The organism is Telluria sp. B2 (genome assembly GCF_051789535.1).
Taxonomy (GTDB): domain Bacteria; phylum Pseudomonadota; class Gammaproteobacteria; order Burkholderiales; family Burkholderiaceae_D; genus Telluria.
The window spans coordinates 3,146,863-3,164,985 of the sequence record NZ_CP196525.1; the positions used below are offsets into that span (position 1 = coordinate 3,146,863).

Genomic DNA, 18,123 nt, shown 5'->3' on the forward strand with positions numbered 1-18,123 from the left:
TAAAAGAAAGGACACCGATGCAGCATATCGAACACTTCAAGCTCACCTATAAAACGAAGCGCAAGTTTCAATGGTTGTCGGCCCTGGCGCTGGCCGCCCTCACCCTGACGACCGGCCTGGCCATGGCGCAAACGCCGGAAGCCGGCCTGCCCGGCAAGGGCATCAAGGTGCAGGCGCTCCAGAGTGCGATCGCCGAAGAGACCTTCCAGACCATGCTGGTCGACCGCGCCCTGGAAAAGCTGGGCTACGAGCCGCAGCCGATCAAGGAAGTCGAGTACCCGACCGCACACATCGCCATTGCCAATGGCGACGCCACCTTCCTGGCGGTGCACTGGGACCCCTTGCACCAGGACTATTACGACAATGCGGGCGGCGACGCCAAGTTGCTGCGCACCGGCCAGTATGCAGGCCCGGCCGCCCAGGGCTACCTGGTCGACAAGGCGACGGCCGAGAAGTACAACATCACGAACATCGACCAGCTGCGCGACCCGGAGCTGGCCAGACTGTTCGACCACGACGGCGACGGCAAGGCCGACCTCACCGGCTGCAATCCGGGCTGGGGCTGCGAGGCGATGATCGAGCGCCACATGGACGCCTACAAGCTGCGCGCGACGGTCCAGCACGTGCAGGGCAGCTATTCCGCGCTGATCGCCGATACGATCGGCCGCTACAAGCGGGGCGAACCCATCCTGTACTACACCTGGACACCCTATTGGGTGAGCGGGGTACTGGTACCGGGCAAGGATGTCGTCTGGCTGCAGGTGCCGTTCTCGTCGAATCCGCAGAACGCCAATACCCGTCTCGACGATGGCAGCGACTATGGTTTCTCGGTCAACACGACGCGTTTCGTCGTGAATCGCGCCTGGGCCGACGCGAATCCCGCCGCCGTCAGGCTGTTCGAGGTCATGCGGCTGCCGATTGCCGACATCAATGCGCAGAACGAGCGCATGCGCGATGGCGAAAACACGCAGGCCGATATCGCGCGCCATACGGAAGGCTGGATCAAGTACCACCAGCAGCTGTTCGACAGCTGGATTGCCCAGGCACTGGCGGCGGCGAAACCTGGTGCGGGAGCGCTGGCGCCTGACGACGCTGCGCAAGCTGCTGCGCAAGCTCCCGCGCAGCCCTGAGCGACCGCCGGCTGCGTGAAGCAGCGCTCCACCACGCTTTCGACGGCTGGGCAAGCTTTTACCGGCTTGCAAGCCCCCTGGCACGCACGCAGCGCGCTCCGCTCGAATGCCGGACGGGATTGCCGCCCTCAGGCGCCGTGCGGCGCGGCCGTGGCGGCAATGGGAAACATGCGGTCGTAGGCGATGTTGAACAGGAAGCCGTAGACCAGGTAGAAGATGACGATCGCGATATCCATCATCAGCGCCGCCCACAGGCCGACGCCGAGGTACCAGGCGATCATGGGGACCAGCATGATCACCAGCCCTGCCTCGAAGAGCAAGGTGTGGACGACCCGGATCGCCATTGTTTTATCCACGCTGCCCCGCAGGCGCCGCATCGCGCGGTCGAATCCCAGGTTGAACACGAAGTTCCAGAGTGTTGCGATGGTGGCCGAGGCGATGCCGATGAAGCCCATGTGTTCGACCGGCTGGTGGAAGATCGCTGCCGATCCCGGGATGAAAATGGACAGCGCCACGGCCTCGAACATGAGCGCGTGGCGGACGCGGTCCCAAAAAGTACGCATGTAAATCCTTTTGCTTGCCAAGCCGGCAGCAATTGGGGTGCAGCCGGCTTAGTTGCGGGCGCGGACATCCTTCTACGGCATGGTCCGGTTTCGCGATTGACGTTTCGGAAACATGATCGCATACTCGATAAATGTATGCATACAGGAAAATCCGAGACATCATGCTCCAAATATGAAACACCTCAACTGGGACGACCTGCGGCTGCTATTGCTCATCGTGCAGGAGGGCACGCTGCGAGGAGCTGCCAGGAAGGCGGGGGTGAGTCCGGCCACGATGTCGCGCCGGCTCGACGAGCTCGAGGAAGCGGTCGGGCAGAAACTTGTCGAGCGTTTCCAGGGCGGTTGTATTCCGACAGCGTATGGCAGCGATATATTCGCCCTGGCCGGCCAGATGGGCGAGATTGCGCTGGAAGTCGAGCGCACCCGGGATCAGGGAAACGCCCATGCGGCATCCGGCGTGGTCCGCATCAATACCGACGAGTGGCTATCGTATTTCCTGACGACGCGCTTCGCGCCCTTCCATGACGCCTATCCAAATGTCGAAGTCGAGATCGTCACCTCCCACCGGCCCTACAACCTGGCGCGGCGCGAAGCCGACATTGCAATTCGTCCTTATCGCCCCGAACAGCTCGACCTGGTAACGCGCCGGCTCGGCACCTTGTCCTTCGGCCTGTATTGCAGCCGCGATGTCGCGACGCGCCATGCCGCAGCGCTTGCAAGCCGGGATTGGGCGAAGCTGGCCTTCGTCGGTTTCGACGAGCCGCGTTCGGAGTTCCAGTCCGACCGGTGGTTGCGGGCGCTGCCTGGCGCCCCGGCGCCATGGATGCGCTGCAGTTACGGGCTGGGGATCCTGGACGGTGTCGCCCATGGCGCCGGCCTCGGTGTGCTTGCGACCTTTCTCGCAGGCGACGCGCAGGATCTCGTCGCCGCGATTCCCCATATTCCCGAGCTGGACCAGGATATCTGGCTGTCGATGCACAGCGGCCTGCGCACGAGCGCGCGCGTCAGGGCGGTAGTGGATTTCATGGGACAGGTGTTCAGCGAATACCGGGAAACGGGCCGTTGATGCATGCGCACTGACAGAAACCGCAGACTCCGCGCACCGATTTGCTGAAAAAAGCACCAGAAATGCGTACAGCGAACCGCTCGTTCGACTGACGGGAACCCTGGCTTTTGCGCTGGCTCCAGTCAGGCCCTTCGCTTGTTTCGGTGTCAAAATCGCCGTGTTATACTCATCCAATCTATGAACCGTCTGCTCACGACATTGCTGGTCTGGCTCTTGATGGCCGCCCTGCCGCTCCATGCGGCGGCTGCGTCCATCAACATGTCGTGCGCGCCGGTTCCGTCACCAGCGCCTGCGGTGCCGGTGGCTGGACACGCAATGCATGCGACGCATGACGATTCCCACGGTGAGGCCGATGCCCACCACGGAGGGCATGCAGCCGACGCGGCCTCCGACAACGATGACACGCATGCCAAGGCAGGCAAGCTGAAGCATTCTTCCTGCAGTGCCTGCTCGGCGTTTTGCGCCGGCGCCGTTGCGCCCCCTTCCTTTTCCCTTCCCTTGCCCGCTTTCGAGGGCTCCGAGGCAATCCTCGTCACCCGTGCCGACTCCGTCGCGGGTTTCATCCCCGACGGTCTCCGACGTCCACCCCGGCGCTGAATCCGCTTGATCGACCAGGTATCCGCAGCGGCAGCCGACGCCGCCACGGTCTTGCCTGGGCTTCGGTGCGCGCCTGCGCACCCCGCTTACCGATTTCGAGGATGAACAATGAAACGCAAACCTTGGCTTGCCCTGTGCTGCCTGCTCGCAGCCCTGGCTGCTGTCCTGCCCGGCGTCCAGGCCGGACAGCGCTCCCCCAGGCCCGATCCGGCTGATCCACGCGTCGCCGTGCCGGCGCCGGCCTATGTCTCGGCCATGCAGGACTATCTACCGGCCGTGAAAGACGGCGGACCGACGCCCGACCGCTCTTGGCGCGCCGCCAACGCTGCCGTCGGCGGACAGAGCCCGCACGCCGGCCACCAGGCGCCAGCGCCAGCATCTGCGTCCACCGAACCGCCGCAGCGCGCCAAGCCCGCCCCGGCGTCCAGTGAACACCACCAGCACCACTGAAGCGAGGCCGAAGATGACAGCAAGACAATTTACCTCGGCGGTGCGCAGCGTCGCGCTCGGCGCGGTCGTGCTGGCGCTCGCCGGCTGCGCGAGCTTTTCCAGCGACGGCGGCATCGACGCCGTCTCGTCGATGACCGCCGCGCGCATCGGCCAGGACCTGCGCCTACCCCGGCACGGCGACGCGGGTGGCCTGGCACAGGCCGAGCTCAGCGAAATGCTGAAACAGCCCCTGTCCGCCGACAGCGCCGTGCGCGTGGCCCTGCTCAACAACCGCGGCCTGCGCGCCTCGCTGGCGCAACTCGGCATCGCCGAGGCCGACCTGGTGCAGGCGGGCCGCATGGCCAATCCGTCGATCGGCTTCAGCCGCATGTCCGGCGGCGGCGAGACCGAGATCGAACGCAGCGTCATGTTCGACCTGGTGGGCCTGCTCACCATCCCGCTGCGCCGCGACATCGAGTCGCGGCGCTTCGAGGGCGCCAGGCTGCTTGCCGCGAGCGACGCCGTGCGCCTCGCCGCGGACACGCGCAAGGCCTGGTTCAATGCCGTGGCCGCCGCGCAGTCGGCCCGGTATGCCGAGCAGGTGCGCGAAGCCGCACAGGCAAGCGCCGAGCTGGCCGCCCGCATGGCGAAAGTCGGCAACCTGAGCGCGCTCGACCAGGCACGCGAACAGGCCTTTTCCGCCGAGGCGACCGCCCAGCTGGCGCGGGCACGCCACAAGGCCACGGCCGCGCGCGAACGGCTCACTCGCCTGATGGGCCTGTGGGGCGCCGATACCGCTTTCCAGCTGCCCGAGCGCCTGCCCGACCTGCCGGGCGCGCCGCGCGACGCCGCCGACATCGAGTCGCTGGCGATGCAGCAACGCCTGGACGTCCAGCTGGCGAAGCTGAACGCGGCAGCCACCGCGCGCGCCCTCGGCCTGTCGAAAACGACCGGCTTCGTCAACGTGCTCGACGCCGGCTACGTCAATTCGAGCAAGTCCGGTTCGCCGCGCGAAAACGGCTACGAGATCGAGCTTGCGCTGCCGCTCTTCGACTGGGGCGGCGCGCGCGTCGCCAGGGCCGAAGCGACCTACATGCAGTCGGTGCACCGCACGGCCGACATCGCCATCACGGCGCGTTCCCAGGTGCGCGAAGCGTATTCGGCCTACCGCACCAGCTACGACCTGGCCCGGCACTACCGGGACGAGATCGTGCCGCTGCGTAAAAAGATCTCGGAAGAGACCCTGCTGCGCTACAACGGCATGCTGATGAGCGTCTTCGAGCTGCTGGCCGACGCCCGCGCGCAAATCAACGGCGTGAACGCCGCCATCGAGGCGCAGCGCGACTACTGGCTTGCCGACACCGAGCTGCAGTCCGCCATCCACGGCGCCGGCGGCGCGACGGTCAGCCTGGTTGGCGCCGCAGCGCCCGAGGCCGCTGCCGAACACTGAACAAGGATGAAAGAGTAATGAGTTCTCGTCGAGATTTCTTCACGGGCGCCGCGGCGCTCGTCGGGGCCGGGCTGGTAAGCCGCGCCGGCGCCGCCACGCTGCCCGAAGCGCCCATCATGGGCAGCGCAGCCACCCAGCCGCCGCCTCCGCCCCCGAATGGCCGCCCCTACAACCCTGTCGTCACCCTGAACGGCTGGTCGCTGCCCTGGCGCATGAACAATGGCGTCAAGGAGTTCCACCTGATCGCCGAGCCGGTGGTGCGCGAGATTGCGCCTGGCATGAAGGCGAACCTGTGGGGCTACAACGGGCAAAGTCCCGGTCCCACGATCGAGGTGGTCGAAGGCGACCGCGTGCGCATCTTCGTGACCAACCGCCTGCCCGAGCACACCAGCATCCACTGGCATGGCCAGCGCCTGCCCAACGGCATGGACGGCATCACCGGCCTGACCCAGCCGGGCATTGCACCGGGCAAGACCTTTGTCTACGAATTCGTCGCGCGCCGCGCGGGGACCTTCATGTACCACCCGCATGCCGACGAGATGGTGCAGATGGGGATGGGGATGATGGGTTTCTGGGTCACGCACCCAAAGGATCCCGCCCTGCACGCGGTGGACCGCGACTTCGTCTTCCTGCTGAATGCCTACGACATCGAACCGGGCAGCTACACCCCGCGCGTCAACGAGATGCTGGACTTTAATCTCTGGACCTTCAACAGCCGCGCCTTTCCCGGCATCGACTCGATGAACGTGCGCCAGGGCGACCGGGTGCGCATCCGCGCCGGCAACCTGACGATGACGAACCACCCGATCCACCTGCACGGGCACGAGTTCGAGGTGACCGGCACCGATGGCGGCTGGACCCGGCCCGAGTCGCGCTGGCCCGAAGTCACGACCGACATCGCGGTGGGCCAGATGCGCGCCATCGAGTTCGTGGCGAGCGAGCCGGGCGACTGGCCCTTCCACTGCCACAAGTCCCACCACACCATGAATGCGATGGGGCATGACGTGCCGACACTGATCGGCGTCGACCACCGCGGCGTGGCCGAAAAGATCGCGAAACTGGTCCCGGACTACATGGTCATGGGAGACAAGGGCGGCTCGATGGGCGACATGGAGATGCCGCTGCCGGACAACACCCTGCCGATGATGACGGGCCAGGGCCCCTTCGGCGGCATCGAGATGGGCGGCATGTTCACCCTCCTGAAAGTGCGCAAGGACCAGAAGCGCGGCGACTACATGGACCCGGGCTGGTACAAGCACCCCTCCGGTACGGTGGCCTACGAGTGGAAGGGCGAGCCGCCCGCAGCCGTGCGCAGCCAGGACGCGGGCGGCCAGGCCCTGCCGGCCGCAAAAACGCCGGAGGTCGAAGTCACCGTTCGCAAGCCCCGGGGCCACCAGGGCCATCACTGATCCAGAATTTTTTAACCACGACAACTGAACCGACAAGAGGAATAATAATGAACGCACTCTCGAAACTGACCCTGACGATCGTGATGGCCGCCGCAGGCGCATTTGCCTCGGCCCAGGAAGGCGCGCACGATGCCCACGGCGGGCAGGATGCCCACGCCGGCCATGCCGGTCACCAGGCGACTGCCCCGGCCGATCTTACCGAGGGCGAAGTCAGGAAGGTCGACAGGGAGACCGGGAAAGTCACGCTGCGCCACGGCGAGATCAGGAACCTCAACATGGCCGCGATGACCATGGTCCTGCGGGTGCAGGATCCGGCCATGCTCGAGCAGGTCAAGGTCGGCGACAAGGTCCGGTTCGCAGCCGACCGCGTCAACGGCGCCGTGACCATCGTGCAGCTGGAAAAGGCGCAGTAACGCAGGCTGACGCCATCAAGGAGAAACCACATGCGCATCCAACACTTGCTGATCGCCGCCGCCACCGCGGTCGCCGCAATGGCCGCCCCGGCCGCGCTGGCCCATACCCGGCTCGAGAGCTCGCAGCCGGCGGCCAACAGCGTCGTCAGCCCGGCGCCGGCCCAGGTCCGCCTGCGGTTCAGCGACCCGCTTGAACTCCCGTTCAGCAAGGTCAGGCTGGTCGATGACAAAGGCGCGGCGGTCGACGCGGCGAAGATCGCCGTCGACCCCGCCGATGCCAGGGCGCTGATCGCCACCACGCCCGGCCTGCATGCCGGGGCCTGGCGCGTACAGTGGAGCACCGTCACGCGCGACGGACACAAGGTGAAGGGCGAATTCGGCTTCCGGGTGAAATAAGTGGAGTCCGAGCTCGCGTCGGTCCAGCGCATCCTCACCGTCGTCCTGAACCTGTCGCTGGCCATTCTCGTCGGCGCGAGCACGGCGATGCTCTGGCTGCAGGCCAGGGCCTCGCCATGGGCCCGCGGCATGCTGCCGCGCCTGCGCGCGGCGCTGCTGGTGGGCGCCTGCGCCGCAATGCTGGCGTATGCCGGCATTCTCTGGCTGGAGGCGGCGTCGATGGCGGAAGTGCCACTGCCTGATGCGCTGCCGGCGGTGCGTTCGGTCATCCATGCAACGCACTATGGGCTGGCGTGGATGATCGGCGCGGCCGCCCTGCTGGTCGCAGGCGCCGTCTCGGCCGCACCGCTGCGCCTGCAGACCGGCGCCGCCGCCGGCGCCATCCGCATTTTGGCCATCGCCGTGCTGCTCTACAGCCGCAGCATGGTTAGCCACGCGGGCGCCGCCGGCGACTTCACCTGGACAATTGTCGTCGACTGGCTACACCTGGTGCTGGTCAGCCTCTGGGTGGGCGAAGTGCTCGTGGCGGCCGTGATCACGCTGCGGCGCCCGGCGGGGAGCGCGCCCGGAAACCGTGCCGACTGCGCCGCCTACGTCGCGGCGCTCTCGCGCAGCGCCACCCTGGCGCTGGCCGGCATCTTCATCACTGGCGCGTTCGGCGCCTGGCGCGTGCTCGAACGTCCCGAGGACCTGGTGAGCAACCCCTACGGGCTCACCCTCATCGCCAAGCTGGTCCTGGTGCTGTGCGCGGCGGCGCTGGGCGGGATCAACCGCTTCGTCCTCATGCCCTTGCTGCTGCGTTCCTTGACAAGGCCCGGCCAGGGGACGCCCGATGCCGGCGGCCGCTTTGCCCGCGTGCTCCAGCTCGAAGCCCTGGTGCTGGCCGCCACCCTCATAGCCGCAGCTTTCCTCACTTCAACCGCTCCACCCATGGCATCCTAGACAATAACCATATTCAAGGAGAGATGATGTTCAAGAAGTCCCTGGCAGCCACCGTCCTCGCCGCCGCCACGTTCGGACTGCATGCAGGCGCGCTCGCTGCCTCGCCAAAGGAAACCGTGGCTGCCTTCCATCAGGCCCTCGCCAGCGGAGACAGGGACAAGGCGCTCGCCTTCCTGTCTCCGGAGATTGCCATCTACGAATCGGGCTTCGTCGAGCGCTCGCGCGACGAGTATGCCAGCAGCCACCTGGGCAGCGACATCGAGTTCTCCAAGGGTGCGACCCGCAAGGTCCTCAAGCAGTCCGAGCGGATCGACGGCAACATCGCCGTGGTATGGGAAGAGACGGAAACGCTCGGCACCATGCGCGGCAAGCCGGTGCACGTGCTCGGTATCGAAACGGCCGTGCTGGAGAAAAAGGGCGACGACTGGATCATCGTGCATGTGCACTGGTCGTCGCGCCGGGCAAAGTGAGGTCGAATCCTGTCCCGGCACGGGCGCCACGCCCGGTGCATCCCTCCGGGCTGGGACACGAGTCTGCAAACGGAGGCGGCACGATCCGGTGCACGCAGCGCCGGATCGGCCCTGACTCGTCGGCTACCGTGACCGGGCTCAGTTGCTCAGCGCGATAGCGCCTTCCGACACCGTCGCGTAGTTGGACACAGCGGCCAAGGCGCCCGTTTTCGCCGCCGGCGCACTGTCGTAGTCCAGCACCTCCTTGCCGGTCTCGTCAGTATGGACGATGCGCACGCGCATGCGGTCAGTATCGCCCGCATTCCTTCCCTTGCCGTCGACAGCATCGATCAGGAATCGGTAGCCCGTGCTTCCATTGAAATGACCGCTACTCTCGATGCGGACCTGCTGGCCATTTCGTACCGCACTGGTCACCCTGTCGCTCTTGAAGGCGAACGGCTACCCTCGTGGCGGCCGCCGCCGTCGCTCTGCAAAGTGCTGCCCAGCGGAGACCAGAGCGCGAATTGCAGTGCTTGTACCCCGGCGCCGGCGAGCATGCCGCGGCCGCTGATCGTGGCCATTGCGGGGTCATTCACCAGCACCTGTCTGCGCGTCTCCGTCGTACGGCCGCCGGAATCGGTGATCCTGAGCGTGAGCGTCACGAAACCTGGCGCGCAGAAGCGGTGTTGCAGGCGGACCTCGCCGCCGCCAGTCGACTGGCGGACCAGTGGATGCGGCGATACGCAGCCGTCACTCCACTCTGCAGCCGCGGTATGGGTCTGGGTGCGCGCGTTGTCAATGAAGCCGAGGGTGGCCCGCACTTCCTGCCCCAGCTCGACGATATCCGGCAGGTCCTGGATCGGGCCGAGCACAGGCGCGTCAGTGCCGACCTTCCCGGGCCGCAACATGACCAGGCCGGCATTCGAATCGGCGAGGATCGTGCCTGCGTCGTTGATCGCGAACGCGGTATGGAGGACGAGACCAGGAGGGCGACGATACAGGGTGCCATTCAGGTCGATCGGCGCAGTCAACCCACGCCACAGGATCGCACGTCCGCGCGGTTCATTTCCTCCGGCCACGCCGACGATCTCGCTGCGCTCGTTGATCGCGCCGGCACCGGTATAACGTGCCCATGAAGGACGCGGCAACAGGACCAGGCCCCGGGCGGGCGTCCACAAGTACGCGAAGAAGCTGTCGCCGTTCGTGGTGCTGCCTACCAGCTGCCTGCGATCGTTGAGGTCGGCGGGACGGCTCCCACGCGCGCCGGTCAGCACCAGCGGGCCGCCGGCGCTGCGGAAGAAGCCTTGCGTACTGCCGCTCGCCGGATCGCTGGCATAGCCGGCGGCATCCCCTCGTTCATTGAGGAGCGAAGTGAAGGCCAGGTTGCCACCCGGCGGCGCCAGATTGAGCTGGCGGCCGGCGGGGTCCCACAGCGTCGCGTAAATCCGGTCCGGCGTGTCGGCGAAGCCGCCGGTGAGCCCACGGTTGTTGATCGCATGCGCTTCCGACAGTGAAAACGGCAGCGGTCCGAGAGGACGAATCGTGCCGTCTGCCTCCCAGCGCACCGCGCGCGCCGACACCCCCAGCGCATAGATGGCGCCTGCGACCTGGTTGCGGTCGTTGATCGCACGCGCGCTGCTGCCCACCGGCGCTGGCAGGATGCGGTAGCCTCCTGCGACTGGACAGAATCCCTTCGCGTGGAGTGATCGCAGCAATAGCCATCGAATGCGGGGCGCAGAACCGGAATTCGCTGGCGCCGGACGGCTGTCGCCTTCGCCCGGTCCTGCTCACTCTAGAGTCGCCAATTCCACATCGCGCTGATCAGGCACAAAGATCATCCCGCTGAGCCGTGAGCTTTCCTGCGGAAAAGCATTGCGCGGAAAAATCAAACCATGTAGCAAGTTGCTTAGGCGAAGCAGCTGCGCAGCGGGACAAGCCGACAGGAAATAGGCATGCCAGTGCGGCCGCAATCGGCTCATCCCTGCGCCCTCGCAAGCCAGGCGCCAGCCCCCGGATCTAGGATTCGAGACGTCCCGTACCCGTCGGAGGAAGCATGAATCCCCCAAGCAAGCCTCGCATCCGCCTGCTCGGCAAGACCAACCTGAATGAGGATTACCAGCACTCGCTCGTCATCTCGGCCTTGCGCAGCCTCGCGGCGCTGCAGGTGCTGGCCACCCATCTGCGCGGGGAGTTCCACCCCAGCCTGCGAGCGGTCGCCGAGCCGGCCCTCTGGTATCAGCTTCTGGCCTTCCTGACCGGATTCGGGCACCTCGCCGTCGTCATCTTTTTCCTGCTGAGCGGCTGGCTGGTGGGCGGCAGCGTGCTGAACAAGCTGGAACAGCCCCGGCTGCTGGCCTCGTATGCGATCGACCGCGTCACGCGCCTGTGGATCGTGCTGATACCGGGGTTTCTGCTTACCATCGTGCTTGCCACGGCGACGGGAAGCGTCGACCCGCACCAGGTCAGCTATGCGGCCGCCAACGAATATTCGGTCACCGCATTCCTGGGTAACCTGTTCGGACTGCAGGGAATGGCAGTGCCCCGATTCGGCGGCAATTATTCCCTGTGGAGCCTGGCCAACGAGATCTGGTACTACGCGCTCTTTCCGCTGCTCCTGCTGCCATTCATCGGCAAGTCCAGGTGCACGAAAGTAGGCGGCCTGGTCGTTGCGGCCTTCATCGCCTCCCAGCTGCTGTTCGACATCACGCTGTATTTCCTGATCTGGCTGCTCGGCGTCGGCTTTTCGCGTATCCAGATCGAGCTGTCGCGTGCAATGAGGTTTTTGCTGATCGTCGCGCTGCTGGCGCTGGCCGCCTATCTCCGGCTCAGCGGCAGTATCGGGACCCTGATTGCGGCCACGTTCCCCGAGGACCTGGTGTTCAGCCTGCTCTTCCTTTGCCTCCTCTCGAGCCTGCAGTTCCGCGCCGACCACAAGCGTTTCGGCAACCGGATGGCGCGCATGCTGGGGCTGCTCGCGCCATTTTCGTTCACGCTGTACGTCATCCACTACCCGCTGCTCTACCTGATCAAGGACCTTGGCCAGCCGCTCGGCATCGGGCAGTTGTCGACGACGGATCCCGGCTCCATCCTGGTGTTCTGCGCGCTGTTCGTGGCCATCGTCGCTTTCGCCTGGCTGTTCCACCTGCCCTTCGAAGCCCAGACCAACCGGGTCCGCGCCTTCGTCAAGCGCCTGGTGCTGGAGTCCGGAACCAAGCCGTATGCGGGGCCGCGCATGCGCGACTCCTGAGCGGGACCGCTCAGGGGCAGCTCACTTCTGGCGCCGCTTCACCGCGTAGCCATACTGGATGGGCCAGGCCGGCTCTTCCTCGAAAGCATGCTGGGCCTTCAGCGCCCAGTAGGGTTCGCGCAGCAGTTCGCGTCCGACCAGGACCAGGTCGGCGTCGCCGCCGGTGATGATCTCGTCGGCGTCTTTCGCGTCCGTGATCAGCCCCACGGCGCCGGTCGGGATCTCGGCGTCGTCGCGGATGCGGCGGCTGCAGGGCACCTGGTAGCGCTTGGCTACCGGGATGCGCGCGGTCGGAAGGTTGCCGCCGGTCGAGACGTCGATCAGATCGACGCCCAGGTCCTTGAGCCGGCGGGACAGTTCCACCGACTGCTCGATATCCCAGCCGCCGGCGGCCCAGTCGGTGGCCGATATGCGCACGAACAGGGGCAGTTCGGCGGGCATCGCGACGCGCACCCGCTCGGTGACGCGCAACAGCAAGCGCATCCGGTTGTCCAGGCTGCCGCCATACTGGTCGCTACGCTGGTTGCTGTGCGGTGACAGGAACTGGTGCAGCAGGTAGCCGTGCGCGCCGTGGATCTCGAGCACCTTGAACCCGGCGGCCAGGGCGCGGCGGGCAGCCGCCTCGAAGGCATCGACGATGCCCTCGATGCCGCCCTCGTCGAGCGCGACCGGCGCCGGGTCGTCGGGGTGGAAAGGAATCGCGCTGGGCGCGACCACCGGCCAGCCGCCCTCGGCGGCGCTCTTCAGGGCGGCGCCGCCAAGCCAGGGCGCCGCGGTGCTCGCCTTGCGCCCGGCATGCGCGAGCTGGATGCCGGCCACGGCGCCCTGGCTTTCCACGAAGCGGGCGATCCGGGCCAGCGGCTCGATGTGGGCGTCGCTCCAGATGCCCAGGTCGCCCGGGGTGATGCGCCCATCGGGAGTCACGCCGGTCGCCTCGACGATCACGAGGCCGGTGCCGCCGACGGCGCGGCTGCCCAGGTGCACCAGGTGCCAGTCGTTGGCCATGCCGTCCTCGGCCGAATACTGGCACATCGGCGCCATGGCGATGCGGTTACGCAGGGTCAGGCTGCGCAGGGCCAAGGGGCTGAGCAGGTCGACTTCCGGCACTTCCTGGTCGTGCGAGGCGTCCACGCGGGCGCCGTGGGCGGGAACCTGTGCGCCCGGTCCCGTGGCTTGGGCAAACTCCGAGTTCATGGCCAGTCTCCATCTGCAGATGCGTCGCCTGGTTGGACAAGCGCCGGCGATTTAAGCTCCATGCGGGCAAATCGTCAGCATGCCGGGAGCGAGCCGGCCTCCCTCCATGCGCACCCATGAACCGCGCCCGCGCGTTTGACTTCGATCAAACCCGCTGGGTGCTCGAACGGCAGACTAAGGCCGGCTGCACGCGACTGACCACGCGCGGTGCGGGGTCGCGCGGCCGCCTCGAGGAGCCACCATGTTCAAGCATATTCTGATTCCCACGGATGGGTCGGAGCTGTCGGAACGCGCCGTGCTCGCGGGCGTGAGCTTCGCCAAGGAGGTCGGGGCCCAGGTGACCGGCATCACCGCGCTGCCCGAGTTCCGCACCTTCACTCTCGATTCCGACATGATCGAGATGACCGAGGACGAATACCTGTCCGCCAGTGAAGGGCGCGGCGCGAAGTATCTCGCGACGGTCACCGACGCCGCCCGTGCCGCGGGGGTTTCCTGCTCCACGGTACTGGCGCGTACTGACCGGCCCTATGAGGCCATCCTGAACGCCGCACGCGAGCGCGGATGCGACCTCATCGTCATGGCCTCGCATGGCCGACATGGCGTTGGCGGGGTGCTGCTGGGCAGCGAAACCCAGAAGGTGCTGGTGCAGAGCGCAATCCCGGTGCTGGTCTACCGCTGAACGGCGGCGATACGATCGAGCGGCGGCAGCGTACCGGCCGTGCTGTGCAACGACGCCTGGGCGGCGGCCTGCCCAAGCGGACGCTGCCGCTTGCCCGTCCAGAGTATAAGTATAGGAGGAATCGTTATTGGTGTCGCAAGGAAGCGCCTGTTAAGCTTGCCTCCCTTCGGCAGCCATGGCGCTGCCGTGACACTTCCAGCAACACCAGGAAAACCTAGAGAGAATTCATGAGCTGCAAACATCCCCACGCCAATCCGGCGCGCGCCGTCCTCGTCCTCGGACTGATCGCCTCGCTGGCCTCGCCGCTGTCGCAGGCCCAGGACACCACGCCGCAAGACCCCGCCGCCACCGCACAGATGCAGTCCGTCGTCGTCACCGGCACCCGCTCCCTGAACCGCCGCACCCTCGACTCCGAATCGCCGGTCGACGTCATCGGCAGCAAGGAATTGCTGAGCACCGGCTCGGGCGAGCTGGCTACCGTGCTGTCGCGCCTGCTGCCGTCGATGAATTTTCCGCGTCCGAGCGGCGCCGACGCCAGCGACGCGGTGCGTCCGGCCCAGCTGCGCGGCCTGTCGCCCGACCAGACCCTGGTCTTGGTGAACGGCAAGCGCCGCCACGCATCGAGCGTCGTCAACGTCAACGGCACCCTCGGCCGCGGCTCGGCCCCGGTCGACCTGAACGCGATTCCGCTGGCGGCGATCGAGCGCATCGAGGTGCTGCGCGACGGCGCATCGGCGCAATACGGCTCGGACGCCATCGCAGGCGTGGTCAACATCATCCTGAAGAAGGGCGCGGAGGGCGGCGAAGCCGAAGTCACTTACGGCCAGTACGACAAGGGCGACGGCGAGCAGGCCACCGTGCGCGGCTCGGCCGGCTTCAAACTTGGGAACGACGGCTGGGTGCGCGTGGCCGTCGAGGCGGCCGACCGGAATGCGACCAACCGTTCCTTCCCCGACCCGCGTGCGTCCGCCGGTCCGCGCCAGGGCACCGTGACCCAGCGCTACGGCGATCCGGACAGCCGTCCGCGCACCCTCTTCCTCAACAGCCAGGTGAGGATCAACGACGATATCGACTGGTACGCCTTCGCCAACTACGGCGAGCGCAAGACCTCGTCGGCGGCCACCTTCCGCACAGCCTTCACCGACAATTCGCAGACGACGCTGCGCACGCCGCTGTATCCGCAGGGCTTCCAGCCGCTGCTGGACAGCACATCCGTCGACAGTTCGCTGGTGACCGGCTTGCGCGGCGAGCTGGCCGGCTGGCGTTGGGATGCGAGCCTCAACTACGGTCGCAACCGCTTCTCGCTGGACGTCGACAATACGGTCAACTACAGCCTGGGCGCGTCCAGCCCGACCAGCTTCTACGCCGGCCGCCTGACCTCGACCCAGGAGCTGGCCAACCTGGATGTGGCGCGCGAGATTCCGGTGTCCTTCATGAGCGGTCCGCTGACGGTGGCCCTCGGCCTTGAAGCGCGCCACGAATCGTATGAGATCGGTGCGGGCGAAGCGAATTCCTACTTCGGTTCCGGCGCCCAGGGCTATGCGGGCTTTCGTCCCGAGAACGCCGGCAAGAATGGCCGCAACAACAAATCGCTCTACCTGAACCTGGAAGGCGACATCACGAAAGCGCTGTCGGGCTCCCTCGCCCTGCGCCACGAGCGCTACAGCGATTTCGGCAACACCACTTCGGCCAAGGCCTCGGCGCGTTATACGGTCGCCCCGGGCTTCGCCCTGCGCGGCACCGCGTCGAGCGGCTTCCGCGCACCGTCGCTGGCCCAGTCGTTCTACACGATCACGACCACCAATTCCCTGCTCGTCAACGGCACCAGCGCGCTGGTCGAGACCGGCACCTTCCCGGTCGGGAGCGCCGCCGCCACGGCGCTCGGCGCCCAGCCGCTGAAAGCGGAAAAGGCACGCAACCTGAGCATCGGCGCCCAGTGGCAACCGAACCGCAACTGGACCACGACCGTCGACCTGTACCGCATCGACATCGACGACCGCATCGTGTTCTCGTCGAACCTGCAACTGGGCAATGCGCCGGACCTGCGCAACGAACTGGCCGCGCGCGGCGTGTATGTGGGCGCCGCCCGCTACTTCACCAACGCGGTCGACACCCGCACGAAGGGCGTCGACCTCGTCAGCACCTATCGCCTGAACCTGGGTGAAGCCGGGCGCGCCGACCTGACGCTGGCCTACAACCACAACGACAACGAGGTCAAGCGCGTGGCCGCCACGCCGGCCGTGCTGTCCGCACAAAACCTGTTGCTGGCGGACCGCCAGACCGTGAACCGCCTGACCGTCGGTTCGCCGAAAGACAAGCTGGGCCTGAGCGGCGAATACACGCGCGGCGCCTGGAGTGGCCGTGCCGTCGTCACCCGCTACGGCAGGTTCACGGTGCCGCAGAACGACCCGGCGCTGGACCAGACCTACGATCCGCAATGGGTGCTCGACCTGTCGGCCAGTGTGCGCATCGCCAGTCAGTGGCGCTTGACCGCCGGCATCGACAACGTCACCAACCGCTATCCGGCCCAGGTGACCTCGGTCGCCAACCTCAACGTGAATGGCACCCAGCCTTACAGCGTGTGGGCGCCGAACGGGTTCAACGGCCGCTTCTTCTATGTGAAAGCCGGCTACACCTGGTAAGCACGCCCCCGCTGCGCAGCCACCGGTCCCGGCCGATGCCGGGGCCGGATCCTCACGCGCGAAGGCAGTGGACGCCTTGCCCTGCCAACGGGCTCTCATGCCCGCCGCCTTCAGCGCCGCACCGTCCTGCCGGGCCTTGCGTCCGGCGGCCCCGGTTCCTTCGAACATCCTCCGGGCTCCGATGCCGATTCGCGTGCAAATGCCCGATGCCCGATGCCCGATGCGCGAGGGCGTCCTGTCCGCCGGTCCCCCCTTTCCTGTAGACCTGTCTGGCTTGTCGATATCGTGTCCGTAGTCCGTGGCGTTTGATTCTTCGGTTTGGTGTTTTCATATGTTGGTTAGTTACGTTTTTGTGTTAAGGTAAGCCATCTACATCACATCCGCTTTGCCATGCACCTCCTGAATTCATGGGATGCCGACCCGGTTCGCGCATTCAGGGACTTCATGTCCACTCCGGCGTTCGCCGAAACCGGCCGGCGCGTGCGCGCCGATGGCACGCTCCGGGTCCTTTCCGCGGAGTCGGCCAAGATCTACGTCTTCATGTTCAACAACGTCACAGGCTGGATCATGGAGCAAGGCCTCACCTTCTCCACCGTCACCCAGGCAGACCTGTTGCGCTTCATCGGCCGCACCGTCAAGGGCAAGCGCGTCCTCAACAGCAAGATCGCCTATCGCTACCTGCGCCTGCTGGAGCGCTGTTACGAGCATCTCGGCGTGGCGCCCAACCCTGCCCAGCAGGCCATCCTCGGCATCGATCGCGCCCACATTGCAAAAGACGAGGCGGGCCGTGCCCTGTCCGAGGACCAGCTGGAACGCTTCTTTGCCGCCCTGCCCGCCGAGGCCCCGCGGCGGCGCCGCAGCACGTCCTTCGACGGCTGGAAGCGCCGGCGTGACCGGGCCATGCAGGTCGTCATCGCGCTGGCCGGCCTGCGGGTGTCCGAGGCGGTCGGCCTGCTCGTGCCGGAGGTCGGGCGCCAGGCGGCGCTCGACGGCTCGATCGAGCTGACCATCACCCCCGACGAGAAGCACGACACCAGCCATGAACATACGGTCACCCTCCCCCGCCAGGGCGCCGACGAGCTGCTGCCCTGGTTGCGGGAGCGCGAAGCGATGGCGATCCCGGGCCAGTTCGTGTTCCCGGCCAACCTGACCGGCGCGCGCATGACCAGGAAAACCGTCTACGTGCAGATGCGGGCCACTTTCGAACGCGCCGGCATGGACCTGTCGCGCTCGGGCGGACGCACCCTGCGCAACACCTTCGCCAGGCGCCAGCTCGACAATGGCGCGAGTGCCGACGAGCTCAAGGACGTCCTTGGCCTGGCGCTCGAGCGTTCCGCCGCCGACTACAAGCTGACCCGCGTGAAGCCCGACCCGGCGGAGTGACACCCGGCAGAGCGTCACTGTGGGTTAGTTACAAAATTCGGCAGCCGCGGCGGACCGTCGGCGGTCCGGATAGCGCTCGCACCTGGCGCGACCGGCAGCTTCGGCAAGCCGGGGAGCCAGGAACGAGCGCACAA

Annotated in this window: 18 protein-coding genes; 14 read left to right on the forward strand and 4 right to left on the reverse strand. The window is 66.7% G+C overall.

Annotation, left to right across the window (positions count from 1 at the left end; all coding sequences use genetic code 11):
* Window positions 1-17 precede the first annotated feature (17 nt).
* Window positions 18-1,130, forward strand: coding sequence for a glycine betaine/L-proline ABC transporter substrate-binding protein ProX (gene proX, locus ACSUZJ_RS13990; protein ID WP_499409069.1), 1,113 nt, complete (start codon window positions 18-20; stop codon window positions 1,128-1,130).
* 128 nt (window positions 1,131-1,258) lie between these two features.
* Here proX and ACSUZJ_RS13995 read toward each other — a convergent pair whose 3' ends face one another.
* Window positions 1,259-1,693 carry a PACE efflux transporter gene (locus ACSUZJ_RS13995; RefSeq protein ID WP_499409071.1) on the reverse strand — a complete coding sequence of 145 codons (435 nt, stop codon included), beginning with the start codon at window positions 1,691-1,693 and terminating at the stop codon, window positions 1,259-1,261.
* A gap of 172 nt (window positions 1,694-1,865) precedes the next feature.
* Here ACSUZJ_RS13995 and ACSUZJ_RS14000 point away from each other — a divergent pair, with 172 nt between their 5' ends.
* From ACSUZJ_RS14000 to ACSUZJ_RS14040, 9 genes are all read left to right on the forward strand, one after another.
* Window positions 1,866-2,759, forward strand: a complete 894-nt coding sequence (locus ACSUZJ_RS14000) for a LysR family transcriptional regulator (RefSeq protein WP_499409073.1) — start codon at window positions 1,866-1,868, stop codon at window positions 2,757-2,759.
* Between the two features lie 177 nt (window positions 2,760-2,936).
* Window positions 2,937-3,356, forward strand: coding sequence for a hypothetical protein (locus ACSUZJ_RS14005; RefSeq protein ID WP_499409075.1), 420 nt, complete (start codon window positions 2,937-2,939; stop codon window positions 3,354-3,356).
* Between the two features lie 108 nt (window positions 3,357-3,464).
* Window positions 3,465-3,806 (forward strand): hypothetical protein, encoded by a 342-nt coding sequence (locus tag ACSUZJ_RS14010; protein WP_499409077.1) that lies wholly within the window; start codon window positions 3,465-3,467, stop codon window positions 3,804-3,806.
* Window positions 3,807-3,819: 13 nt separating this feature from the next.
* Window positions 3,820-5,235 carry a TolC family protein gene (locus ACSUZJ_RS14015; protein ID WP_499409079.1) on the forward strand — a complete coding sequence of 472 codons (1,416 nt, stop codon included), beginning with the start codon at window positions 3,820-3,822 and terminating at the stop codon, window positions 5,233-5,235.
* 17 nt (window positions 5,236-5,252) lie between these two features.
* Window positions 5,253-6,644, forward strand: a complete 1,392-nt coding sequence (locus ACSUZJ_RS14020) for a multicopper oxidase family protein (RefSeq protein ID WP_499409081.1) — start codon at window positions 5,253-5,255, stop codon at window positions 6,642-6,644.
* A 47-nt stretch (window positions 6,645-6,691) separates the two neighbouring features.
* Complete coding sequence (locus ACSUZJ_RS14025) at window positions 6,692-7,057, forward strand: copper-binding protein (RefSeq protein ID WP_499409083.1); 366 nt, start codon at window positions 6,692-6,694, stop codon at window positions 7,055-7,057.
* Window positions 7,058-7,087: 30 nt separating this feature from the next.
* Window positions 7,088-7,453, forward strand: a complete 366-nt coding sequence (locus ACSUZJ_RS14030) for a copper resistance CopC family protein (RefSeq protein ID WP_499409085.1) — start codon at window positions 7,088-7,090, stop codon at window positions 7,451-7,453.
* Window positions 7,454-8,395 (forward strand): CopD family protein, encoded by a 942-nt coding sequence (locus tag ACSUZJ_RS14035; protein WP_499409087.1) that lies wholly within the window; start codon window positions 7,454-7,456, stop codon window positions 8,393-8,395.
* Window positions 8,396-8,418: 23 nt separating this feature from the next.
* On the forward strand, window positions 8,419-8,865 hold the full coding sequence (locus ACSUZJ_RS14040; protein ID WP_499409089.1) for a YybH family protein: 447 nt from the start codon (window positions 8,419-8,421) through the stop codon (window positions 8,863-8,865).
* Window positions 8,866-9,003: 138 nt separating this feature from the next.
* Here the strand turns inward: ACSUZJ_RS14040 and ACSUZJ_RS14045 are convergent, their stop codons facing one another.
* The gene (locus ACSUZJ_RS14045; protein ID WP_499409091.1) at window positions 9,004-9,279 is read right to left on the reverse strand and encodes a hypothetical protein; all 276 of its coding nucleotides are present in this window, start codon (window positions 9,277-9,279) and stop codon (window positions 9,004-9,006) included.
* Window positions 9,276-10,559 (reverse strand): hypothetical protein, encoded by a 1,284-nt coding sequence (locus tag ACSUZJ_RS14050; RefSeq protein WP_499409093.1) that lies wholly within the window; start codon window positions 10,557-10,559, stop codon window positions 9,276-9,278. The genes ACSUZJ_RS14045 and ACSUZJ_RS14050 overlap by 4 nt, the downstream gene beginning before the upstream one ends.
* Window positions 10,560-10,897: 338 nt before the next feature.
* Here ACSUZJ_RS14050 and ACSUZJ_RS14055 point away from each other — a divergent pair, with 338 nt between their 5' ends.
* Window positions 10,898-12,091 (forward strand): acyltransferase family protein, encoded by a 1,194-nt coding sequence (locus tag ACSUZJ_RS14055; RefSeq protein ID WP_499409095.1) that lies wholly within the window; start codon window positions 10,898-10,900, stop codon window positions 12,089-12,091.
* A 21-nt stretch (window positions 12,092-12,112) separates the two neighbouring features.
* Here the strand turns inward: ACSUZJ_RS14055 and ACSUZJ_RS14060 are convergent, their stop codons facing one another.
* On the reverse strand, window positions 12,113-13,132 hold the full coding sequence (locus tag ACSUZJ_RS14060; RefSeq protein ID WP_499416538.1) for an NADH:flavin oxidoreductase/NADH oxidase: 1,020 nt from the start codon (window positions 13,130-13,132) through the stop codon (window positions 12,113-12,115).
* A 394-nt stretch (window positions 13,133-13,526) separates the two neighbouring features.
* On the opposite strand from ACSUZJ_RS14060, the gene ACSUZJ_RS14065 reads away from it, so the two are divergent.
* The 3 genes from ACSUZJ_RS14065 (at window position 13,527) to ACSUZJ_RS14075 (ending at window position 17,989) form a co-directional block, all read left to right on the forward strand.
* The gene (locus ACSUZJ_RS14065) at window positions 13,527-13,964 is read left to right on the forward strand and encodes a universal stress protein (protein WP_499409097.1); all 438 of its coding nucleotides are present in this window, start codon (window positions 13,527-13,529) and stop codon (window positions 13,962-13,964) included.
* A gap of 227 nt (window positions 13,965-14,191) precedes the next feature.
* Window positions 14,192-16,606 carry a TonB-dependent receptor plug domain-containing protein gene (locus tag ACSUZJ_RS14070; protein ID WP_499409099.1) on the forward strand — a complete coding sequence of 805 codons (2,415 nt, stop codon included), beginning with the start codon at window positions 14,192-14,194 and terminating at the stop codon, window positions 16,604-16,606.
* A gap of 444 nt (window positions 16,607-17,050) precedes the next feature.
* Window positions 17,051-17,989 (forward strand): site-specific integrase, encoded by a 939-nt coding sequence (locus tag ACSUZJ_RS14075; protein WP_499409101.1) that lies wholly within the window; start codon window positions 17,051-17,053, stop codon window positions 17,987-17,989.
* Window positions 17,990-18,123 lie beyond the last annotated feature (134 nt).